The 21,358-nt window shown below is 71.6% G+C and carries 18 protein-coding genes; 12 read left to right on the top strand and 6 right to left on the bottom strand.

Annotation, left to right across the window (positions count from 1 at the left end; genetic code table 11):
• Nucleotides 1–2: 2 nt before the first annotated feature.
• From ACZ4A5_RS10845 to ACZ4A5_RS10835, 3 genes are all read left to right on the top strand, one after another.
• Nucleotides 3–1,913, top strand: a complete 1,911-nt coding sequence (locus ACZ4A5_RS10845) for an IucA/IucC family protein (protein ID WP_467581117.1) — start codon at nt 3–5, stop codon at nt 1,911–1,913.
• A 78-nt stretch (nt 1,914–1,991) separates the two neighbouring features.
• On the top strand, nt 1,992–2,708 hold the full coding sequence (locus ACZ4A5_RS10840) for a GNAT family N-acetyltransferase (protein WP_467581114.1): 717 nt from the start codon (nt 1,992–1,994) through the stop codon (nt 2,706–2,708).
• Between the two features lie 163 nt (nt 2,709–2,871).
• Nucleotides 2,872–4,866: an ATP-dependent DNA helicase gene (locus tag ACZ4A5_RS10835; protein ID WP_467581111.1), complete on the top strand. Its 1,995-nt coding sequence runs from the start codon at nt 2,872–2,874 to the stop codon at nt 4,864–4,866.
• A gap of 93 nt (nt 4,867–4,959) precedes the next feature.
• Here ACZ4A5_RS10835 and lexA read toward each other — a convergent pair whose 3' ends face one another.
• Entirely contained in the window at nt 4,960–5,745 is a 786-nt protein-coding gene (gene lexA / locus ACZ4A5_RS10830) for a transcriptional repressor LexA (protein ID WP_361520735.1), read from the bottom strand.
• A gap of 582 nt (nt 5,746–6,327) precedes the next feature.
• On the opposite strand from lexA, the gene nrdR reads away from it, so the two are divergent.
• A complete protein-coding gene (gene nrdR, locus ACZ4A5_RS10825; protein ID WP_467581107.1) occupies nt 6,328–6,840 on the top strand; it encodes a transcriptional regulator NrdR in 513 nt (170 codons plus the stop codon).
• A 114-nt stretch (nt 6,841–6,954) separates the two neighbouring features.
• Nucleotides 6,955–9,831, top strand: coding sequence for a vitamin B12-dependent ribonucleotide reductase (locus ACZ4A5_RS10820; RefSeq protein ID WP_467581104.1), 2,877 nt, complete (start codon nt 6,955–6,957; stop codon nt 9,829–9,831).
• A gap of 109 nt (nt 9,832–9,940) precedes the next feature.
• On the opposite strand, the gene ACZ4A5_RS10815 is transcribed toward ACZ4A5_RS10820, so the two are convergent.
• On the bottom strand, nt 9,941–10,465 hold the full coding sequence (locus ACZ4A5_RS10815; RefSeq protein WP_467581101.1) for a TerD family protein: 525 nt from the start codon (nt 10,463–10,465) through the stop codon (nt 9,941–9,943).
• 188 nt (nt 10,466–10,653) lie between these two features.
• The gene (locus ACZ4A5_RS10810; protein WP_467581098.1) at nt 10,654–11,112 is read right to left on the bottom strand and encodes a nuclear transport factor 2 family protein; all 459 of its coding nucleotides are present in this window, start codon (nt 11,110–11,112) and stop codon (nt 10,654–10,656) included.
• 92 nt (nt 11,113–11,204) lie between these two features.
• On the opposite strand from ACZ4A5_RS10810, the gene ACZ4A5_RS10805 reads away from it, so the two are divergent.
• Nucleotides 11,205–11,762: a TetR/AcrR family transcriptional regulator gene (locus ACZ4A5_RS10805; protein WP_467581095.1), complete on the top strand. Its 558-nt coding sequence runs from the start codon at nt 11,205–11,207 to the stop codon at nt 11,760–11,762.
• A 296-nt stretch (nt 11,763–12,058) separates the two neighbouring features.
• Nucleotides 12,059–12,664 carry a YdbC family protein gene (locus ACZ4A5_RS10800; protein ID WP_467581092.1) on the top strand — a complete coding sequence of 202 codons (606 nt, stop codon included), beginning with the start codon at nt 12,059–12,061 and terminating at the stop codon, nt 12,662–12,664.
• Between the two features lie 37 nt (nt 12,665–12,701).
• Here the strand turns inward: ACZ4A5_RS10800 and ACZ4A5_RS10795 are convergent, their stop codons facing one another.
• A complete protein-coding gene (locus ACZ4A5_RS10795) occupies nt 12,702–13,316 on the bottom strand; it encodes a TetR-like C-terminal domain-containing protein (RefSeq protein ID WP_467581255.1) in 615 nt (204 codons plus the stop codon).
• 148 nt (nt 13,317–13,464) lie between these two features.
• Here ACZ4A5_RS10795 and abc-f point away from each other — a divergent pair, with 148 nt between their 5' ends.
• From abc-f to ACZ4A5_RS10770, 5 genes are all read left to right on the top strand, one after another.
• Nucleotides 13,465–15,081: a ribosomal protection-like ABC-F family protein gene (gene abc-f, locus ACZ4A5_RS10790; RefSeq protein WP_467581089.1), complete on the top strand. Its 1,617-nt coding sequence runs from the start codon at nt 13,465–13,467 to the stop codon at nt 15,079–15,081.
• Between the two features lie 39 nt (nt 15,082–15,120).
• Nucleotides 15,121–15,780: a histidine phosphatase family protein gene (locus ACZ4A5_RS10785; protein WP_398873491.1), complete on the top strand. Its 660-nt coding sequence runs from the start codon at nt 15,121–15,123 to the stop codon at nt 15,778–15,780.
• A gap of 85 nt (nt 15,781–15,865) precedes the next feature.
• On the top strand, nt 15,866–16,756 hold the full coding sequence (locus tag ACZ4A5_RS10780; protein WP_467581085.1) for an ADP-ribosylglycohydrolase family protein: 891 nt from the start codon (nt 15,866–15,868) through the stop codon (nt 16,754–16,756).
• A 79-nt stretch (nt 16,757–16,835) separates the two neighbouring features.
• Nucleotides 16,836–17,537, top strand: coding sequence for a ribonuclease HII (locus ACZ4A5_RS10775; RefSeq protein WP_467581082.1), 702 nt, complete (start codon nt 16,836–16,838; stop codon nt 17,535–17,537).
• Nucleotides 17,538–17,596: 59 nt separating this feature from the next.
• Nucleotides 17,597–18,214 carry a hypothetical protein gene (locus ACZ4A5_RS10770; RefSeq protein WP_467581080.1) on the top strand — a complete coding sequence of 206 codons (618 nt, stop codon included), beginning with the start codon at nt 17,597–17,599 and terminating at the stop codon, nt 18,212–18,214.
• A 16-nt stretch (nt 18,215–18,230) separates the two neighbouring features.
• Here ACZ4A5_RS10770 and ACZ4A5_RS10765 read toward each other — a convergent pair whose 3' ends face one another.
• Nucleotides 18,231–18,878, bottom strand: coding sequence for a hypothetical protein (locus ACZ4A5_RS10765; RefSeq protein ID WP_467581077.1), 648 nt, complete (start codon nt 18,876–18,878; stop codon nt 18,231–18,233).
• A gap of 222 nt (nt 18,879–19,100) precedes the next feature.
• The gene (locus ACZ4A5_RS10760) at nt 19,101–21,266 is read right to left on the bottom strand and encodes a RecQ family ATP-dependent DNA helicase (RefSeq protein WP_467581074.1); all 2,166 of its coding nucleotides are present in this window, start codon (nt 21,264–21,266) and stop codon (nt 19,101–19,103) included.
• Nucleotides 21,267–21,358: the final 92 nt, after the last annotated feature.

The raw sequence follows: 21,358 nt of genomic DNA, 5'->3' as shown, positions 1-21,358 counted from the left end.
GTATGAACGCATCCACCGGGACCGAGGCACCCGCCGTCCACCGGGACCACCGTTTCTCCAGTCAGCCCAGGACGCCCGCGCTGCCGGGCCAGGGCGCGGGTCCCGACCCTCGTACGCCGGCCGCCTCCGACCCACTGGAGCACCCCGACCCCGGGGCCGCCGCGGACGCGGCCACCGTGGAGGGCCTGCTGCGCTGCTGGGTGCGGGAGAACGACATCGCCCGCCCGGACGGCAGTGCGCTGCACCTGCCCCTCACCGCGAGCGGTGCCGCACTGCGCGTCCCCGTGCACTACTGGTCCGCCACCGGCTGGCACCGCTTCGGGCTGCCCAGCCTGGCGGACGGCCCGGCCGACGCCCCGCCCGTCGACGCCGTCACCCTGGCCGCACTCCTCGGCAGGGAGGCCGCGCACCGGTCGGCGTCGGCCGGCCGATCAGCGGCCGAACTCGTCGGCCGGGTCGCGGACTCGGCCCGCCGTACGGCGGACTTCCTCGCGGACCGGCGCGCACGGCCCGCCGACCCGGACGGCGACGATCTCTTCCTCTACGCGGAACAGTCGCTGCTGCTCGGACACCCCCTCCACCCCGCGCCCAAGAGCCGCGAGGGCCTCTCCGAAGCCGAATCCCGTCTCTACTCACCCGAGACGCGCGGCTCCTTCCCGCTGCACTGGCTGGCCGTCCACCGCTCCCTGCTGGCCAGCGAATCGGCGTGGACCGAGCGTGGCAGGGCGATCGACGCCGTCACGCTCGCCGCCCGGCTCGCCGGCCCCGGACTGTGCCTGCCACCGGACACCATGGCCCTGCCGGTGCATCCCTGGCAGGCACGTGAACTGCGCGGCCGCCCGGCCGTCGCCCGCCTCCTCGAAGCCGGCCTGCTCCACGAGCTCGGCGCACACGGTGAGCCGTGGTACCCCACCTCGTCCGTACGCACCCTGCACCGCCCCGGCGCGCCCGCGATGCTGAAGCTCTCCCTGGGCCTGCGCATCACCAACTCGCGGCGGGAGAACCTCCGCAAGGAGCTGCGACGCGGTGTCGAAGTGCACCGGTTGCTGCGCAGCGGCCTCGCCGAGCGGTGGCGCGCGGCGTGCTCCGGCGGCCTCGGGTTCGACATCGTCCGCGACCCCGCCTGGCTCGCCGTGGACGACCCCGACGGCACACCGCTGAAGGGCCTGGACGCCGTCATCCGGCACAACCCCTTCGGCCCCGGGGACGACGCCGCGTGCCTCGCCGGGATCGTCTCGCCACGCCCCTGGCCCGCCATCGAGGGCCACCCCGGGCGGCCCCGCGTGGCCTCCCGCCTCGCCTGCCTCGTGGCCCGGCTGGCGCACCGCACCGGGCGGCCCGCGGGAGCCGTGTCCGCGGAGTGGTTCCTGCGGTATCTGGAAGCGGTCGTCCGGCCCGTGCTGTGGCTCGACGGCGAGGCGGGCATCGCGCTGGAGGCCCACCAGCAGAACACGCTGGTCCTCCTGGACCGGGAGGGCTGGCCCGCCGGTGGCCGCTTCCGCGACAACCAGGGCTACTACTTCCGCGAGTCCCACCGCGACGCACTCGACGGCAGGCTCCCCGGAATCGGCACGGAGAGCGACACGTTCGTCTCCGACGAGGTGGCCGACGAGCGCTTCGCCTATTACCTCGGCATCAACAACGTGCTCGGTCTGATCGGCGCGTTCGGGGCCCAGCGGCTGGCGGACGAGAGGCTGCTGCTGGCCGCCTTCCGGCGCTTCCTGCAGGCTGCCGCCGCCGCGCCGGGCACGGGCGGCTCGTCCCTGTCCGCCCGCCTCCTAGAGTCGCCCACGCTCCGCTGCAAGGCGAATCTGCTGACCAGGCTGCACGGGCTCGACGAGCTCGTCGGCCCGGTCGACACCCAGTCCGTCTACGTCACCATCACCAACCCCCTTGCCACACCGGCCGGATGACAGGCGGAAGCCCGGTCGCGTGGCATCCGGCCGAGCCCCCTCGAAGGTCGGGGGACGCACCGAGAGGAGAGTGCCGTCGTGCCGCCCACCGACCCCAGCGCGAGTTCCAGCACCGACGACACCCTTGACCTGCGGCTGTCCGAAGAGCTCGTCGAGTTCCTCGCCCACGACTCCTCGGAGCCGCACGCGCCCGGGAGCGTCGGCGCGCCCTGGCGCCGGGGCCCGGACCTCCTCGGCTCCCTCGCGGACTGGGGGCCCGTCGAGACCGGGATGGGGCCCTTCCGGCTCGTGCCCGTCCGCGTCGAACGCGACCTGCCGACCGTCACCCGCTGGATGAACGATCCGGCGGTCGCCGCCTTCTGGGAGCTCGACGGGCCCGAGAGCGTCACCGAGGCCCACCTCCGCGCCCAGCTCGACGGCGACGGCCGCAGCGTGCCCTGCCTGGGAGTGCTCGCCGGTGTGCCGATGAGCTACTGGGAGGTCTACCGCGCCGACCTCGACCCCATCGCCCGCCACTATCCGGCCCGGCCCAACGACACCGGACTCCACCTCCTGATCGGGAAGGTCTCCTATCGCGGCCGCGGCATCGGCACCCGCCTGCTGCGCTCCGTCGCCGACCTCGTCCTGGACCGCCGTCCCGCCTGCGGCCGGGTCGTCGCCGAACCCGACCTCCGTAACACCCCCTCGGTCGCGGCGTTCCTCAGCGCGGGCTTCCGGCTGACAGCCGAGATCGACCTGCCGGACAAGCGCGCGGCCCTGATGATCCGCGACCGCGCGCTGCGCCGGGTCCTCTGAACGCCCCGCGGCGACCCAACTCGGCGATCGGCGGCGGCTCGTACGGGGGCCGCCGCCGCGGATATCACGAGCCGCCGCCGGGCGCCCGCCGCGCACCCCGTCCGCCGCACATTTCCATGATCGGGCAAGAGATGTCAGTGCCTCCCCTTAGGCTGGACGCGCTATGACTGCCACCTCCTCGCCCTCCCTCGCCGACCTGCTGCATGCCGCCGTCTCCGCCGTCGGCGGCACCGAGCGGCCCGGTCAGGCCGCCATGGCCGAAGCCGTCGCCGAAGCCGTCGACGACAACTCCCACCTGCTGGTGCAGGCCGGCACCGGCACCGGAAAGTCCCTCGGCTATCTGGTCCCGGCCCTGGCCCACGGTGAGCGCGTCGTCGTGGCGACCGCCACCCTCGCGCTACAGCGCCAGCTCGTGGAGCGCGACCTTCCGCGGACGGTCGACGCCCTCCAGCCGCTGCTGCGCCGCCGCCCGCAGTTCGCCATGCTCAAGGGCCGGTCGAACTATCTGTGCTTGCACCGGCTGCACGAGGGCGCGCCGCAGGAGGAGGAGCAGGCCCTCTTCGACCCCGCCGAGCCGGTGGCCCCGACGGCGGCCGCGCCGAGCAGCAAGCTCGGCAAGGACCTGCTGCGCCTGCGCGACTGGTCGGACGAGACGGAGACCGGCGACCGCGACGACCTCACGCCCGGAGTGTCCGACCGCGCGTGGTCCCAGGTGTCGGTGACCTCCCGCGAGTGCCTGTCCGCCTCCAAGTGCGCGTACGGCGCCGAGTGCTTCGCCGAGGCCGCCCGCGAGCGGGCCAAGCTCGCCGATGTCGTGGTCACTAACCACGCCCTGCTGGCCATCGACGCGATCGAGGGCGCGCCGGTGCTGCCCAGCCATGAGGTGCTCATCGTCGACGAGGCCCATGAGCTGGTCTCCCGGGTCACCGGCGTGGCCACCGGCGAGCTCTCGCCGAGCCAGGTCAACCGCGCCGTGCGCCGCGCCGCGAAGCTCGTGGACGAGAAGGCGGCGGACGCGCTCCAGACCGCCTCCGAGACCTTCGAGCGCCTCATGGAGCTCGCGCTGCCCGGCCGTCTCGAGGTGCTCCCGGAGGATCTCGGGTACGCGCTGACGGCGCTGCGCGACGCCTCCCGCACGGTGATCTCGGCCATCGGCAACACCCGCGACAAGTCCGTCCAGGACGAGGACGCCGTCCGCAAGCAGGCGCTGGCCGCGGTGGAGAACGTCCACGCGGTGGCGGAGCGGATCGTGGAGGGCTCCGAATACGACGTCGTCTGGTTCGCGCGGCACGACCGCTTCGGAGCGTCCCTGCGGGTCGCCCCGCTCTCGGTCTCCGGCCTGCTGCGGGAGAAGCTCTTCACCGAGCGCTCGGTGATCCTCACCTCGGCCACGCTCAAGCTCGGCGGGGACTTCAACGGGGTCGGGGCCTCCTTGGGGCTGGCTCCGGAAGGCACCGGGGGAGAGGACAGCCCGCCGTGGAAGGGCGTCGACGTCGGCTCCCCCTTCGACTACCCCAAGCAGGGCATCCTCTACGTGGCGCAGCACCTCTCCCAGCCCGGGCGCGAGGGCAGCCGCACGGACATGCTCGACGAGCTGGCGGAGCTGGTGGAGGCGGCCGGGGGCCGGACGCTCGGGCTGTTCTCCTCCATGCGGGCCGCCCAGGCGGCCGCGGAGGCGCTGCGGGGCCGGCTCGACATGCCGATCCTGCTCCAGGGCGAGGACACCCTCGGTGAGCTCATCCGGGCCTTCGCGGACGACGCGCGGACGTGCCTGTTCGGCACGCTGTCCCTGTGGCAGGGCGTCGACGTGCCCGGCCCGAGCTGTCAGCTCGTCGTGATGGACCGGGTGCCCTTCCCGCGCCCCGACGACCCGCTGATGAGCGCCCGGCAGAAGGCCGTGGAGGAGGCGGGCGGCAATGGCTTCATGGCGGTCGCGGCGACGCACGCGGCGCTGCTGATGGCCCAGGGCGCCGGACGGCTCGTGCGCGCCACCGGCGACCGGGGTGTCGTCGCGGTGCTCGACCCGCGGCTGGCCAAGGCGCGCTACGGAAGCTTCCTGCGCGCCTCCATGCCGGATTTCTGGTACACCACGGACCGTAACCAGGCCCGCCGCTCCCTGGCGGCGATCGACGCGGCCGCGAAGGCGGAGGAGCGGTAGAGCCCGCGTCCCCCGGACCACGTCCGGGGGACGCGGGCACAGGCGAGCCCCGGAACCGGCGCAGTGGTCCCGGGGCTCGGTCGTGCGACGCCTTCAGACCCGGCGGAGCACCGCTACCACCTTGCCCAGAATGGTGGCCTCGTCACCAGGAATGGGCTGATAGGCGGCGTTGTGCGGGAGCAGCCATACATGGCCGTCCTCGCGCTTGAAGCGCTTGACCGTCGCCTCGCCGTCGAGCATCGCGGCCACGATATCGCCGTTCTCCGCGACCGGCTGGCGACGCACCGTCACCCAGTCGCCGTCGCAGATCGCGGCCTCGACCATGGAGTCGCCGACCACCTTGAGGACGAAGAGCTCGCCGTCACCGACCAATTGGCGCGGCAGCGGGAAGACGTCCTCCACGGACTCCTCGGCGAGGATGGGTCCGCCTGCGGCGATCCGGCCGACCAGGGGCACGTAGGAGGCCGCGGGCTTGCCGGTCGTGTCGGTGGGCTGCGAGCTGGGCTGGTCGGAGCCGCGCACCTCGTACGCGCGGGGGCGGTGGGGGTCCCTGCGGAGGAAGCCCTTGCGCTCCAGGGCCATGAGCTGGTGGGCCACGGAGGAGGTGCTCGAGAGTCCCACCGCCTGGCCGATCTCGCGCATGGAGGGCGGATAGCCCCGGCGCTGGACGGAGTCCCGGATGACCTCGATCACCCGCCGCTGCCGGTCGGTGAGGCCCGAGCTGTCGGCCCGGATTCCTGGAGGTCGTCCGGGAAGGGCGCGAGCGGGCTTGGGCCCCTCGGCGTTCATGGCTGCGTCATTCATCGGGTGTGCCTGGTCGAGTCGGTTCTGGGAGCGGTCCTGGGCGGTGATGGTGGCGCTGTCTGCGGTGGTGGTCACGTCGGCCCCTCTCGAGATGTTCTCCCTAGCTGGACAACGGTAGTTGCTTTCGAAAGGTTGCGCCAAACACACGTTCGAGTGAAATATCGAAGATTCCCTGACGTGATCAAGCGAGAGGGTGTAGGGCTGAAGATCAATTCGACCTATTACGGTAACCTTCCGTGCGAAGTCCTACGGACTTCACGGATCCCGTCGGATCGGACGCCGACCGGCGGAAGCCTCCCCGGAGGCGGCGGTCCGCGGCGGCCGGGCGCGACTGGTGCGCGGAGGTCGCGACGCCGGTGGCCAGTGTGTCATCCGTGGGTCTCCAAAGCCCCCGCGGGGCCGTCGCGCGGGTCGCTCGCGTAGGCTCGAAGTCTGCTCGGACGGCGCGACACGCCTCCGGCGAGCTTCGCCGCCCGGCACCAGATCTAGTGGTTTGATTGCGGCGGCTACCCACAAGTTGTGGTCGACGGCCGTCGCTGGTCATTCCGGCCCGCGGCCATCGCCTATGCTTGGGGCTGCTTCACGAGGCCCCTGAAAAGGGGCCGTCGAAGTCGAAGATCGTGCACAGTCCTATGAGGGTGAGGAGGGTGGAGAGCCATGCACTGCCCCTTCTGCAGGCACCCCGACAGCCGTGTGGTCGACAGTCGGACCACCGATGACGGCTGCTCGATCCGCAGGCGCCGCCAGTGCCCCGACTGCTCCCGCCGGTTCACGACCGTCGAGACCGCGTCACTGATGGTGATCAAGCGCAGCGGGGTCACCGAGCCCTTCAGCCGCAACAAGGTCATCTCCGGGGTGCGCAAGGCGTGCCAGGGCCGGCCGGTCACCGAGGACGCCCTGGCGAAGCTCGGCCAGCGTGTCGAGGAGGCGGTGCGGGCCACGGGCAGCGCCGAACTCTCCACGCATGACGTCGGCCTCGCCATACTCGGCCCTCTCCGGGATCTCGACCTCGTCGCGTATCTCCGCTTCGCGTCCGTGTACCAGGCGTTCGACTCGCTGGAGGACTTCGAGGCCGCCGTCGCGGAGCTCCGGGAGCAGCGGCCCGTCACGGCCACCGGTGAGCGCGTCGGGAGCCCCGAGGTTCCGGCGCCCGCCACCGCCGCCGACTAGCGGCGACAACCACAGACCTGCCCGGCGCGCTCCGCGCGCCCGGGTGAACGACAGACATCCGCGCCACGGAAGAATTAGGCGCATTAGGGCGTTTTGCCCGTAGAGGGAGGCGGCATGACAGAGACGACGAGCGGCCCGGCACGAGGTTCCCGCTCCAAGGGGGACAAGGGCGGCAAGGGTCTGCGCATCGAACGCATCCACACGACTCCCGGCGTGCACCCGTACGACGAGGTGGTCTGGGAGCGTCGTGACGTCGTCATGACCAACTGGCGCGACGGCTCGATCAACTTCGAGCAGCGTGGCGTCGAGTTCCCCGACTTCTGGTCGGTCAACGCGGTCAACATTGTCACGAGCAAGTACTTCCGTGGCGCGGTCGGTTCGCCGGAGCGCGAGTCGAGCCTGCGGCAGCTGATCGACCGAGTGGTGAAGACCTACCGCAAGGCGGGCGAGGAGAACGGCTACTTCGCCTCCCCGGCGGACGCCGAGATCTTCGAGCACGAGCTCAGCTACGCCCTGCTGCACCAGGTCTTCAGCTTCAACTCGCCGGTCTGGTTCAACGTCGGCACCGCCCAGCCCCAGCAGGTCTCCGCCTGCTTCATCCTTTCCGTCGACGACTCCATGGAGTCGATCCTCGACTGGTACAAGGAAGAGGGCATGATCTTCAAGGGCGGCTCGGGCGCCGGCCTGAACCTCTCCCGCATCCGCTCCTCCAAGGAACTGCTCTCCTCCGGCGGCAACGCCTCCGGTCCGGTCTCCTTCATGCGCGGCGCCGACGCCTCCGCAGGAACGATCAAGTCCGGTGGCGCCACCCGCCGCGCGGCCAAGATGGTCGTCCTCGACGTCGACCACCCGGACGTCGAGGCCTTCATCGAGACCAAGGTGAAGGAGGAGGAGAAGGTCCGCGCCCTGCGCGACGCCGGCTTCGACATGGACCTGGGCGGCGACGACATCACGTCCGTCCAGTACCAGAACGCCAACAACTCCGTCCGTGTCAACGACGAGTTCATGAAGGCCGTCGAGACCGGTTCGAAGTTCGGCCTGCGCGGCCGGATGACCGGTGAGGTCATCGAGGAGATCGACGCCAAGGGCCTCTTCCGCAAGATGGCCGAGGCGGCCTGGGCCTGCGCCGACCCGGGCATCCAGTACGACGACACGATCAACCACTGGCATACCTCGCCGGAGACGGGCCGGATCACCGCGTCCAACCCGTGCAGCGAGTACATGCACCTGGACAACTCCTCGTGCAACCTCGCCTCGCTCAACCTCATGAAGTTCCTGCGCGACGACGACAACGGCAACCAGTCGTTCGACGCCGAGCGCTTCGCCAAGGTCGTCGAGCTCGTCATCACGGCGATGGACATCTCCATCTGCTTCGCCGACTTCCCGACCGAGAAGATCGGCGAGACGACCCGCGCGTTCCGCCAGCTCGGCATCGGCTACGCCAACCTCGGCGCCCTGCTGATGGCCACTGGCCACGCGTACGACAGCGACGGCGGCCGCGCGCTCGCCGGTGCCATCACCTCGCTGATGACCGGCACCTCCTACAAGCGTTCCGCCGAGCTGGCCGCGGTCGTCGGTCCGTACGACGGCTACGCCCGCAACGCCGACGCCCACAAGCGCGTCATGAAGCAGCACGCTGACGCCAACGCCGTCGCCCCGCGCGCCGACGACCTGGACACCCCGGTGTGGGCGGCGGCGACCGAGGCGTGGCAGGACGTCGTCCGCCTCGGCGAGAAGAACGGCTTCCGCAACGCGCAGGCCTCCGTGCTGGCCCCCACCGGCACCATCGGCCTGATGATGGACTGCGACACCACGGGCGTCGAGCCGGACCTGGCCCTGGTCAAGTTCAAGAAGCTCGTCGGCGGCGGCTCGATGCAGATCGTGAACAACACGGTCCCGAAGGCCCTCAAGCGCCTGGGCTACCAGCCGGAGCAGGTCGAGGCGATCGTCGCCCACATCGCCGAGCACGGCAACGTGATCGACGCCCCGGGCCTGAAGACCGAGCACTACGAGGTCTTCGACTGCGCCATGGGTGAGCGCGCGATCTCCGCCATGGGTCACGTCCGCATGATGGCCGCCGCGCAGCCGTTCCTCTCCGGTGCCATCTCCAAGACGGTGAACCTGCCGGAGTCGGCCACCGTCGAGGAGGTCGAGGAGGTCTACTTCGAGGGCTGGAAGCTCGGTCTGAAGGCGCTCGCGATCTACCGCGACAACTGCAAGGTGGGCCAGCCGCTCTCCGCCAAGAAGAAGGACGCGGAGGCCGCCAAGGCGCCCGAGGCCGCTCCCGCCGCGGAGAAGGTCGTCGAGTACCGCCCGGTCCGCAAGCGTCTGCCCAAGGGCCGTCCGGGCATCACCACCTCCTTCACGGTCGGTGGCGCCGAGGGCTACATGACCGCCAACTCCTACCCGGACGACGGTCTCGGCGAGGTCTTCCTCAAGATGTCCAAGCAGGGCTCGACCCTCGCGGGCATGATGGACGCCTTCTCCATCGCGGTTTCCGTGGGCCTGCAGTACGGCGTGCCGCTGGAGACCTACGTCTCGAAGTTCACCAACATGCGCTTCGAGCCGGCCGGCATGACCGACGACCCGGACGTCCGGATGGCGCAGTCGATCGTCGACTACATCTTCCGCCGTCTGGCGCTGGACTTCCTGCCGTTCGAGACGCGCTCGGCCCTGGGTATCCACTCCGCCGAGGAGCGCCAGCGTCACCTGGACACCGGTTCGTACGAGCCGACCGACGACGAGGTCGACGTCGAGGGCCTCGCCCAGTCGGCGCCGCGTCACGTCGAGGTCCCCCAGTCGGAGGCCCCGGCCCAGCCCGCGGCGGCCGTCCCGGCCCCGAAGCAGGCTCACAACAGCACCGAACTGGTGGAGATGCAGCTCGGCCTGAACGCCGATGCTCCGCTGTGCTTCTCCTGCGGCACGAAGATGCGCCGCGCGGGCAGCTGCTACCTCTGCGAGGGCTGCGGCTCCACCAGCGGCTGCAGCTGACGGCGAGCGCCGGACGGCGCGCACCGTATGACGTGACCAGGCGGAAAGGCTCCCTTCGGGGACGCCTTTCCGCCTGGCCGTTTCTGCGCTCCGGCCGATGTGCCGGGAATCAGCGGCGGCCCATCATCGCGGCGAACGCCGTGGGATCGGCGTCGAATCCACGCAGCACGTTGCGGAATGCCCACGCGCCCGAGCTGTCCCGGATGAATTCCCCGACGGTCGCGGCGGTGAACGCCGCGACGGCGGTGAGATCCTCGGCGGCCAGCACGGAGCGGTCTTCAGTGATGCGTATGCCCGTATTCGTCACCTCGCCGAAGGTCTTCCGTCCGGCGTTCTGCTGGATGGCCACGCCCACCACCACCCGGCCGTATTCATCCGACAGCCGGTCGAGTTCGAGCGTCATCGCCTCGTCGGTGCCCAGGCCCTGGCCCGTGCGGCTGTCCCGGCTGAGGGTGATGGTGCCGTCGGGGGCCCGGCTGCCGAAGTAGACGAGATACGCGGGGCTTCCGTAGGGCGCGGTCGCGGGATACGTCGCGGCTATGAGGTCGAGGTCGGTGGCGGGAGTGCCGGGTGGGCTCGGGTCCCATTTGAGCGTCACCTCGACTTTCTCTATCCCCTTGTTGAGACCGTTCACCAGGCTCCCCTTCCTCGGAACTCGTCTGATGCCGCACAGGACCCGTGCGAAGTGCCGACGGTACGGAACCGGGCCACGGCCGGGCGGGATGCCGCGAGTTCGCGTCCCTGACTCCCAAGGATTTCACGCTCGTTGCCGCTGATGCCACCCTCGGTGACGCATCGGACGCGATGGCATCCGCCCGCGGTTCAGCCGGTCCGCTCGCGTGGTGCCGCGGAGAGGTACAGATCCTGGGCGTGGGCCCCCGGAGCGGATTCAGCGGCGGGGACATCGTTGATGCTGGCCTCGCGGCGGCACATCAGGCCGTCGGCGTCGAACTCCCACTGCTCGTTGCCGAAACTGACCCACTGCCTGCCGTCGGCGTCACGCCAGTCGTAACGGAAGCGCACGGAGATGCGGTTGCCGCCCCAGGACCACAGGTCCTTGCGCAGGCGGTAGTCACGTTCCTTCTCCCACTTGAGGCGCAGGAATTCGCGGATTTCCGCGCGGCCGGTGAGGAAGCGGTCCCGATTCCGCCAGACGCAGTCCTCGGTGTAGGCCAGGGTGACCCGATCCGGGTCGCAGGAGTTCCAGGCGTCCTCGGCGGCCTGGACCTTGGCTCGGGCGGTCTCCTCGTCGAACGGCGGAAGCGGCGGACGCTGAGTCATGGAATTGCCTTTCCTGCCAATGGAGAACGAGCGTTCTCGCAGTTGTCGCGTAGCCTAGAGAACGAACGTTCTCTTCGCCAGTCGGGAGTGACATGGATATCGCCGAGAGCGAGCGGCGGGTGCTCGATGCCGCCGAGGCGCTCTTCTACGAGCACGGCGTACAGGCCGTGGGCATGGACCGGATCCGCAGCGCGTCCGGTGTTTCGCTCAAGCGCCTCTATCAGTGCTTCCCCTCCAAGGAGGCTTTGGTGGAGGCGTGGCTTCGCCGTCGCGACCGTCACTGGCGCGGCATGCTCGCCGGGCATGTGGAACGCCGGTCCGCGAAGGACCGGCCGCTCGCGGTGTTCGAGTGGCTGCACGCGTGGTTCGCCGAACCGGACTTCCGGGGCTGTGCGTTCATCAACGCGTTCGGGGAGATGGGGGCGGGATCGACGGCCGTGGCCGATGCCGTACGTGACCACAAGGCCGAGGTGCGTGGCTATCTCCTCGGCCTCGTCAGTGCGGCCGGCGCCGAGGACGCGGAACGGCTGGCCGACCAGCTCGCCGTGCTCATGGACGGGGCGATCACCACCGCCGCGATCACCGGAGAAGCCGGTGCCGCCCTCCGGGCGCGGGACGCCGCCGCAGTGTTGCTCGCGCCCGCCGGATGATCGCGGGGGTGTGAGGCCCGGACCCGAGGCGGAGTGCCGATTCGGCTTGAACGCTGTCGGCGCGGAGCGGCGGCCGGCGAATCCCGGCGCACGCCGGAGCCCGCCCCGCTCACCGTTCCCGATGGTGTGCTTCCGTGCCTCCACGGTGCAACAGCTGCTGAAAGACGAGGACTTGGTGGAACCGCTGAAGCGGGAGTTCTGCATCGAGCTCAGAGAGGTGGATGCCGGCACGCTCGCGCGGGTGTACTCATCCGGGACGTGATTACGCGCCGCTGTCCGCGCCGTACGATGGCGCGGTGCTGGTCAAGTGGATTCGCTGCACTGTGGTGGACCGTCGTGGTTTCGAGCGGGGGCAGCGGAAGTGGGCGGGGTTGCTCGGTGAACCGGGATTCCGGGGGCAGGGCGGGGGCTGGAGCAGGGGTCGCCCCCAGGTGGCGCACCTCTTCGGCTTCTGGGAGAGCAGGGCGTTCTACGACTCGTTCATGGCGCGGTCCCACGACAGGCTGGCGGCCGCGCAGGCAGGCACGTACAAGAACATCCAAGTGCGGCTGTTCGAGCACCGGTGCGACGTAAAAGTAGGTTTCCGGCCGCAGTTCGCGGACGCGGACGTGGTGCGCGTCGCCCACTGCCGTGTGCGTGAGGACCGGGTCGAGCACTTCACGCTGATGCAGGAAAAGGTGTGGAACCCGGCCATGGCCGGCTCGCCGGGAATGCTGCGAGGTGTGTTCGGCGAGGCGCCCGGCCGGGAGTTCCTGGTGCTGTCGATGTGGAACTCCGGGGCCGAGTACGGCAAATACCGCGTCGACCGGCTGGAGCGGCTCGCCCTGCGGGCGCAGACCGAGGCGGATGTCGCGGCGATCGGCGGCGACATCGTCGCGATAGAGCCGTCCTGGACGGTGTGACCGCCGTGCCCGAAGCGGCGCCGGGGCGTGCCCGGCGTCAGGCGCGCGGGGCGTAGACCCCTGTGCGGGCCGCGGCGAGTGCCGCGTCAGCCGCCTGGTCGGCGTCGGCCGTGCCGATGGGCTCCCGGCTGATGAACAGCCGGAAGAAGAGCGGGGCCGAGGCGGCTCGCATCAGAGCGCCCGGTTCGGTCCCGGAGGGTACCTCGCCACGTTCGACGGCCCGTTCCACCAGTGGCGCGCAGCGCGCGAACCGCTCGGTGTAGAAGGCGCGCAGGGCGTCCGCCGCGCGCGCGGACTGGAACGCGGCGGCGATGAAGGCGGCAGGGGCGGCGGCACCCGCGGGGTCGCCGAAGCTGTCGAGGATCTCCTGCGTCAGGGCGCGCAGATCGCCCCGCAGGGACCCGGTGTCGGGCGGGGTCCAGTTGTCCTCGCCGGCGAGCTCGAGCGCGTCCGCGACGAGTCCTTCGACTCCGCCCCAGCGCCGGTAGAGCGTCGTCTTGTGGACGCCGGAGTGCTCGGCCACGTACTCGACCGTCAGGCCCGGGTAGCCGGTCTCGACCAGCCCCGCGAGGACTGCGTCACGGACGGCGGCACGGGTGCGCGCGGTGCGCCCGCCGGGGCGGACGGTGCCAGGGGCCTGGGAGGGTGACATATCGGACGGCAATTGCTACTCCTGTTGCGTTAGTGGGCGGGGTCGTGCCATGCTGAGAGTAACGCAACTCGAGTCGCATTTGCGGCTCGGTCGCCCGCGTTGTGCGGGTGGCGCGCCTGCCCGTGGCCCGATTCCCCTGGAGGTCTGTATGCACACCCAGCTTTCCCTGCGCGGTGTTTCCCTGTCCCGCGGAGACAGGCACCTCCTGGACGACGTGTCCTTCTCGGCGCGGCCGGGTGAGCGCATCGGCGTGGTGGGGGAGAACGGCGCCGGCAAGTCCACCCTGCTCAGGCTGCTGGCCGGTGCCGAGAAGCCCGACGACGGCACCGTCGTGGCGGCGGCGGAGGGCGGGGTCGGCCTCCTCGGGCAGACACTTTCGCTTCCTCCGGACCGCACCGTCGGCGACGCGATCGACGCGGCGCTCGCGGAGCTGCGCACCATGGAGCGCCGCCTCCGCGAGCTCGAGACCGGTTTGGAGTCCGCCGGACCTCAGGGGCTCACCGAATACGGGGAACTGCTCACCGCCTTCGAGGGACGCGGCGGTTACGAGGCGGACGCCAGGGTGGACAAGGCGCTCCACGCGCTCGGGCTCGCCCACATCGGACGGGAGCGGGTGCTGGGCAGCCTGTCGGGCGGCGAGCAGGCCCGGCTCGGACTGGCCTGCCTCATCGCGGCCGCACCCGAGGTCATGCTCCTCGACGAACCCACCAACCACCTCGACGGTGCCGCACTGACCTGGCTCGAAGACGCCGTACGGGCCCACACCGGCACCGTCCTCGCGGTCTCCCACGACCGGGTCTTCCTGGAGCGCGTCGCCACCGCGGTGGTCGAGGTCGACGCGGACCGGAAAACCCTCGTCCGCTACGGCGGCGGTTACGCGGGATTCGTGGCGGAGCGGGCGGCGGCCCGGCGCCGCTGGGCGCAAGCGTACGAGCAGTGGGTGGCGGAGACCGAGACGCTGGCCGAGACCGCCGTGACCACCGCGCAACGCGTCGCTCCCGGCCGGGCCATGAGGGACGGCAACAAGATGGCGTACGACCGGGACAAGGGGCGGGTGCAGGCTTCGGTCTCCAGCCGGGTGCGCAACGCCCAGGAACGGCTGCGCCGCCTGCGGGAGAACCCGGTGCCGTGCCCACCGGAGCCGCTGCGCTTCACCGCGCGTCCGTCGGTGGGAGGAGCCGACGGCGTCCTCGTCGAGATGGAGGATGTGCGTGTCGGAGACCGGCTCGCTGTCGGTTCACTCCGGATCCACGCGGGGGAGCGGATCCTGGTGCAGGGTGCCAACGGCGCGGGCAAGTCCACGCTGCTCAAGGCCCTGGCCGGGGTGACCGAGCCGGGCACCGGCGCGGTGCGCCGCCGCGGACGCGTCGGCTACCTCCCCCAGGAGACAGCCGTGAGCCGGCCCGCCGAGCGGCTGCTCGCCGCCTTCGGACGTGAGCTCCCGGGTGACGAGGAGGCGCACCGTGAGCTCCTGCTCTCCTACGGTCTCTTCCTGGAGCGGGATCTCCATGTGCCCGTCGGCTCGCTCTCGGTGGGGCAGCGTCGCCGCCTGGGTCTCGCCCGCCTGCTGGCCCGCCCGGCCGACCTGCTGCTGCTCGACGAGCCCACCAACCACCTCGCCCTCGGCCTGGTCGAGGAACTGGAGCAGGCGCTGGCGCAATGGCCGGGTGCTCTGGTGGTGGTCTCCCACGACCGGCTGCTGACCAGCCGCTTCGTCGGACGCCGCTGCGAGATACGGGGAGGCCGCCCTCTGTTCGAGGGGTGACGTGCGGCAAGAGGTTCGCGCTCGATCTAGGGTGGCGGCATGCCACGGCCCCGACGCATCGTTCTCATCCGCCACGGCGAGTCGGTGGGCAACGTCGACGACACCGTTTACGAACGGGAGCCCGACCACGCCCTGAGCCTGACGGAAAAGGGCCGCAAGCAGGCCCGGGAAGCAGGCGTCCAGTTGCGCGAGCTCTTCGGGGACGAGCAGGTGTCCGCTTACGTCTCGCCCTACCGCCGTACGCACCAGACCTTCCACGAGCTGGGGCTCGACCCGGGCCGGGTCCGGGTCCGCGAGGAGCCGCGTCTGCGCGAACAGGACTGGGGCAACTGGCAGGACCCCGCGGACGTGCGCCGCCAGAAGGCGTACCGGGACGCCTACGGCCACTTCTTCTACCGCTTCGCCCAGGGCGAGTCGGGCGCCGATGTGTACGACCGCGTCGGAGCGTTCCTGGAGAGCCTGTGGCGCAGCTTCGAGGACCCCGGCCATCCGCCGAACGTCCTGCTGGTCACCCATGGGCTGACCATGAGGCTGTTCTGCATGCGGTGGCTGCACTGGACCGTGGCCGAATTCGAGTGCCTGTCGAACCCGGGCAACGGAGAGACCCGCGCCCTGATCCTCGGCACCGACGGCCGGTACCACCTGAACCGGCCGTTCGAGCGCTGGTGCACCCCCGAACCGTACGGGTTCACCGGTTAGGCGTCGCGGCCCTCGGCACTCGAACAACCCCGTGACCCCTGTCCGGGGCCACCGCGCCGTTGGAAAGGAATTAGAGTTCGCTGCGATGACCGCTGACCGATTCCACCGAGCTCTGAGGAGCCTGCGCGGGCTGGCTCTCGGTGACGCCCTCGGGTCCCAGTTCTTCGTCCCCGCCCATTACCCCTCACTCAAGCGCCGCGAACTGCCGCCCGCCCCCTGGCAGTGGACGGACGACACCGAAATGGCCTGTTCGGTGCTGGCCGTGCTCGCCGGGCACGGCCGGATCGATCAGGACGCCCTGGCCCGCTCCTTCGCCGAGCACCACGACTTCGACCGCGGCTACGGCCCCGCGGTCAACCGCATGCTGCGCCTGATCAGGGAAGGGGGCGACTGGCGGGAGCTGGCCGCCGCCCTGTTCAACGGGCAGGGCTCCTGGGGTAACGGCGCCGCCATGCGCATCGCACCGCTCGGCGCCTGGTACGCGGACGACCCGGAGCAGGCGACGCACCAGGCCGAGATCTCCGCGTACACCACCCATCAGCACCGCGAGGCCGTGGCCGGCACCATGGCGGTGGCCGCCGCCGCGGCGATCGCCGCCGCACCCGGCTCCGTCACGGCCGAGGCGCTCCTGGACGGCGTGATCGCACTCGTGCCGCGCAGCGCGGTCCAGGCCGGGCTGAGGCGCGCACGCGACATGCTCGACTACGGCGACGCGCACACCGTCGCCGCTGTCCTCGGCTGCGGCCGCCGCACCAGCGCCCATGACACGGTGCCCTTCACGCTGTGGGCCGCCGCCCGGAACCTCGGCTCCTTCGAGTCGGCCTTCTGGGCGACCGCGCAGGTGGGCGGCGATGTGGACACCACCTGCGCCATCGTCGGCGGAGTGGTCGCGGCGGGCGAGCGGGGAGCGCCGCCGGCGGGCTGGCTGGAGCGCGTCGAAGCGCTGCCCGGCTGGCTGCCGGCCGCTGTGAGCTGACCGGACAGAAAGAAGAGACGAAAAGGGGAGGGGGCGGGGCTACTCGGGCCGGAGCCGGGGGCGTACGCTTGCTGGCGCCATGCCGTACGAACCGCCTACCCACACCGTCGAGCGCTCCCTGCGCGCCACGACCGGAGCCAAGGTCGTCGCCGGAGTCGACGAGGTCGGCCGCGGAGCCTGGGCCGGACCGGTCACCGTATGCGCGGCCGTCACCGGTCTGCGCCGGCCCCCGGAGGGGCTCACCGACTCCAAACTGCTCACCCCCAAGCGCCGCACGGCGCTCGCCGGTGAGCTGGAGACCTGGGTGACCGCTCACGCGCTCGGGCACTCCTCCCCACAGGAGATCGACGAACTGGGTATGACGGCGGCGCTGCGACTGGCGGCCACCCGCGCCCTGGACGCCCTGCCCGTACGGCCCGACGTGGTGATCCTCGACGGCAAGCACGACTACCTCGGCGATCCCTGGCGGGTCCGCACAGTCATCAAGGGCGATCAGTCCTGCGTGGTCGTCGCCGCCGCCTCCGTGATCGCCAAGGTGCGGCGGGACGCCATGATGGCTGAACTGGGCGTCGAGTGCGCCGACTTCGGCTTCGGCGACAACGCCGGATACCCCTCGCCGGTGCACCGCGCCGCCCTGGAGGCGCTGGGCCCCACCCCGCACCACCGGCTGTCCTGGTCCTATCTCGACGCGCTGCCCAGGTGGCAGCACCTCAAGCGGGTGCGCAGCACTCCTGAGGCACTCGCTCTGGAGGCCGGTGGCCAACTCGGTTTCGACTTCTGAGCGGCGCCGGCCGCCACCCGCCGATGCATCCCGCACAGGCGTTTGATAAACATCAACTCATGCCTCTCATCCCCGAGGAGCCTCAGATTCCCGAGAGTGTCCCGGGTCCCCGCGCAGTTCCGGCCCCCGGCCGTGGCGCGCCGACCCCCCGTCCTGTCCCTGGCCCCCGTCCGGTCCCGGCGCGGCCCGGCAGCCCCGGCTCCCACCGTGGTCCGGTGCCGGTACCGTCCCCGCGTGACGCGGTGACGCCGGCCCAGGCCCCCGTCGCACCTGCCCCGGCCCCGGCGGCCGCTCCGCAGGTCCAGCTGATCCCCGCCTCTGCGCAGGGCGCGCTGGACGCCGCGGACGAGGCCGTCGACCTGCTGCTCGACAGCGGCCGCGAGCCCGGCGAGATCCTGGTGCTCACCACCGGCGATCCGCACCCCTGGGCCGTGCACGAGTTGTCCTTCGGTGAGGCGTCCTACTGGGCGCAGCACGACGCCCGCGACGACGTGTTCTACGCGAGCGCCGAGGCGGGCCGTGTCGGGCGCCGCCCGATTGTGGTCGTCGCGGTCAACGGTGGCGCGGACGCCGTGGTGAACGGTGCGCTGCCCGCCGCCCTGGACCGTGCCGATGCGCTGCTGATCGTCTGCGCCGACCCCCAGCGGGTCAACTCCCTGCTCCCGGCAGGCGTCTGAGGCGTGAACCCGGCGGTCACCCGGCCTTGGAGGCAGCGGTGACCGCGGGGTTCGTGCCCGGCCCGCCGCCCACGGGCCGGTCCGTCGGGCGGCCGTTGTGCGGCGCGTGCCGCATTTCGGAGGCCATGCTTCCGGATGCCGGTGGCGCAGTCCGGTACACGGGCGAACGCGGACGCCGCCCGCTGCGCCCCTCGCCGAGTATCTGCCAGCCACTCGTGGTCAGTGTGATGTACGCGCCGCAGCGCAGGCCGTGCAGGGTGCAGGCATCACGCAGGCCCCACATCCACGCACCGTCCTCCTCCGTCCAACGGGCCTCGCCCTCCCGGCAGTAGAGAAGCACAGCCGTGCGGACCGGGGCGCGGAGCCGGAGGTCGTGCGGGATCACCTGGCGCAATTGCGCGAGGAGCGCGTTGCGGAGCTCCCAGCCGTCGGCCGAGGCGGGGCGTCTGGCGAAGGACGCGCTCGCGGCGAGCCGTTCATCGGGGTCGAGGACGGCGACGACAGCCGTCGACGGTGCGGGCAGGTGACGTGCGTGCAGACCGGTAATCAGTTCGCGCGGATTCCGCAGCAAGGGGATCCCTGCCGCGGCCCACTCGGCGGGCTCCAGCGAGCGGCCCAGCCGGGGGCCGGAGCCCGCGGGCGGCGGAGCGAAGCCGAAGGTCATGATCCTCCCTTCGTCTGCGTGCCCATGGGCGGGCGCGGGCGGGCGTCGGGCAAGGGCGCGCACCGCCACGGCAGTCCGCCGGGCCATGGACGGACGGGGGCGGGAGCACGTCCGATTCTCCCGGCTGCGCCGGTGCGCGGCAACGATCAATTGGCGCCACCGCGCCCCCCACAGGGCGGCGTGCGCCCCTATCCCTGCCCAGCCGCCCTGCCCGTCACGCGCTTATCCCTGCACCGCCAGAACCAGCGGGAGTACGTCCTTCGCCCCCGCCCGGCGCAACAGCCGCGCTGCCACGGCCAGCGTCCAGCCCGTGTCCGCCAGATCGTCGACGAGCAGCACGGGGCCGCCCGCCGAGGCCAGGGCCGTCGCGAGAGCGGGCGGCACGGTCAACGCCCCGTCCAGGGCGCGCAGTCGCTGGGCGCTGTTGGTGCGCGGCAGGTGGGTGTCCGCTCCCGAGTCCCGGTACTCGACCGTGCCCAGCAACGGCATTCGGCCGATCCTCGCGATGTGCTCGCCGAGCGACTGGATCAGCTTGGGCCGGGTGCGGGAGGCGAGCGTGACGACACCCACCGGCCGGGCGGTCGCATCGCGGGCGCCGCCGGCCCAACCGCCCGGCCCCCGGGCCCAGTCGGCCAGCACGGTCACCACGGCGTCCGCCACGTCGTCCGGAACAGGGCCGTCCGGGGCGTTCGGAGCGAGGAGCGGCCGCAGCCGGTTGCCCCAGCCGATGTCGGAGAGCCGGCCGAGGGCCCGGCCGGTGGCGGCCTGTTCCCCTGCGGGGATACGGCCTTTGAGGTCCACGCCGACCGCCGGCATTCCCGTCGGCCACATCCGCCGGGGCTCGAGCTCGACGCCGGGCCGTCCCAGTTCGCCGCGCGAGGCGTCCAGCGCGGTCGCGGAGACCTCGGCGGTGAAACGGGGCCCCGCGCAGTTGTCGCAGCGACCGCAGGCGGTGGCGCCCTCGTCGTCGAGCTGCCGCCGCAGGAACTCCATCCTGCAGCCCGTGGTGGTGGCGTACTCCCGCATGGCCTGCTGCTCCGCCTCGCGCTGCCGGGCGACCCAGGCGTAGCGCTCGGCGTCATAGGCCCACGGCCGGCCGGTCGCCGTCCAGCCGCCGCGCACCCGGTGCACCGCGCCGTCCACGTCGAGCACCTTGAGCATGGTCTCCAGACGGGAGCGCCGCAGCTCCACCTGCGGCTCCAGGGCAGGCAGCGATACCGGCCGGTCGGACGCGGCCAGCACGTCGAGGGTGCGGCGCACCTGCTCCTCGGAGGGGAAGGCGAGGGACGCGAAATATTTCCAGATGGCCTCGTCCTCGCGGCCCGGCAGCAGCAGCACTTCCGCGTGCTCCACTCCACGGCCCGCGCGGCCCACTTGCTGGTAGTAGGCGATGGGGGACGACGGTGATCCCAGGTGGACGACGAACCCCAGGTCCGGCTTGTCGAAGCCCATGCCGAGGGCGGAGGTGGCGATCAGCGCCTTGACGCGGTTGGCCAGCAGGTCTTCCTCAGCCTGCTGGCGGTCGGCGTTCTCGGTCTTGCCGGTGTACGAGGCGACGACGTGGCCGCGGTGCCGCAGGAAGGCGGTCACTTCCTCGGCGGCGGCGACGGTGAGGGTGTAGATGATGCCGGAGCCCGGGAGCTCGTCGAGGTGGTCGGCGAGCCAGGCCAGCCGGTGGGCGGCGTCGGGCAGCTGAAGGACGCTGAGGCTCAGGCTCTCCCGGTCCAGCGGCCCGCGCAGGACGAGCGCCTCCTCCGAGTTCTCGCCCGTACCCAGCTGCTCGGCGACGTCGGCGGTGACACGGGCGTTGGCGGTGGCGGTCGTGGCGAGCACCGGAACGCCGGGCGGCAGATCGGCCAGCATGGTGCGCAGGCGGCGGTAGTCGGGGCGGAAGTCGTGGCCCCAGTCGGAGATGCAGTGGGCCTCGTCGACGACCAGCAGGCCCGTGGCGGCCGCGAGCTTGGGCAGCACATTGTCCCGGAAGTCGGGATTGTTCAGGCGTTCCGGCGATACGAGCAGTACGTCCACGGTGCCCGCCGCGACCTCGGCCTGGACGGTGTCCCATTCCTCGGTATTGGCGGAGTTGATCGTGCGCGCGTGGATACCGGCCCGCGCGGCAGCCTCCACCTGGTTGCGCATCAGGGCGAGGAGCGGCGAGACGATCACCGTGGGGCCGCTGCCGCGCTCGCGCAGCAGCGCGGTCGCGACGAAATACACGGCCGACTTGCCCCAGCCGGTCCGCTGGACGACCAGCGCGCGGCGATGGTGGGCGACCAGTGCTTCGATCGCGCGCCACTGATCCTCGCGCAGTCTCGCGGCGCCCGTGGTGTCTCCGACGAGACGGGCCAGGACGGTGTCGGCCGAGGTGCGGAGGTCTTCGTTGGTCATGCCCCCATGCAACACGAGGGCACTGACATCGCGCGACCGTGACCATGAACCTGTGGAAAACGCGGGCGCCGCCGGGAACGGCGGCCTGTCGG

This window comes from Streptomyces sp. NPDC025618, from assembly GCF_055558795.1.
Note: the sequence above shows the minus strand (reverse complement) of the source record. Positions and strands in the feature narration are given on the sequence as shown.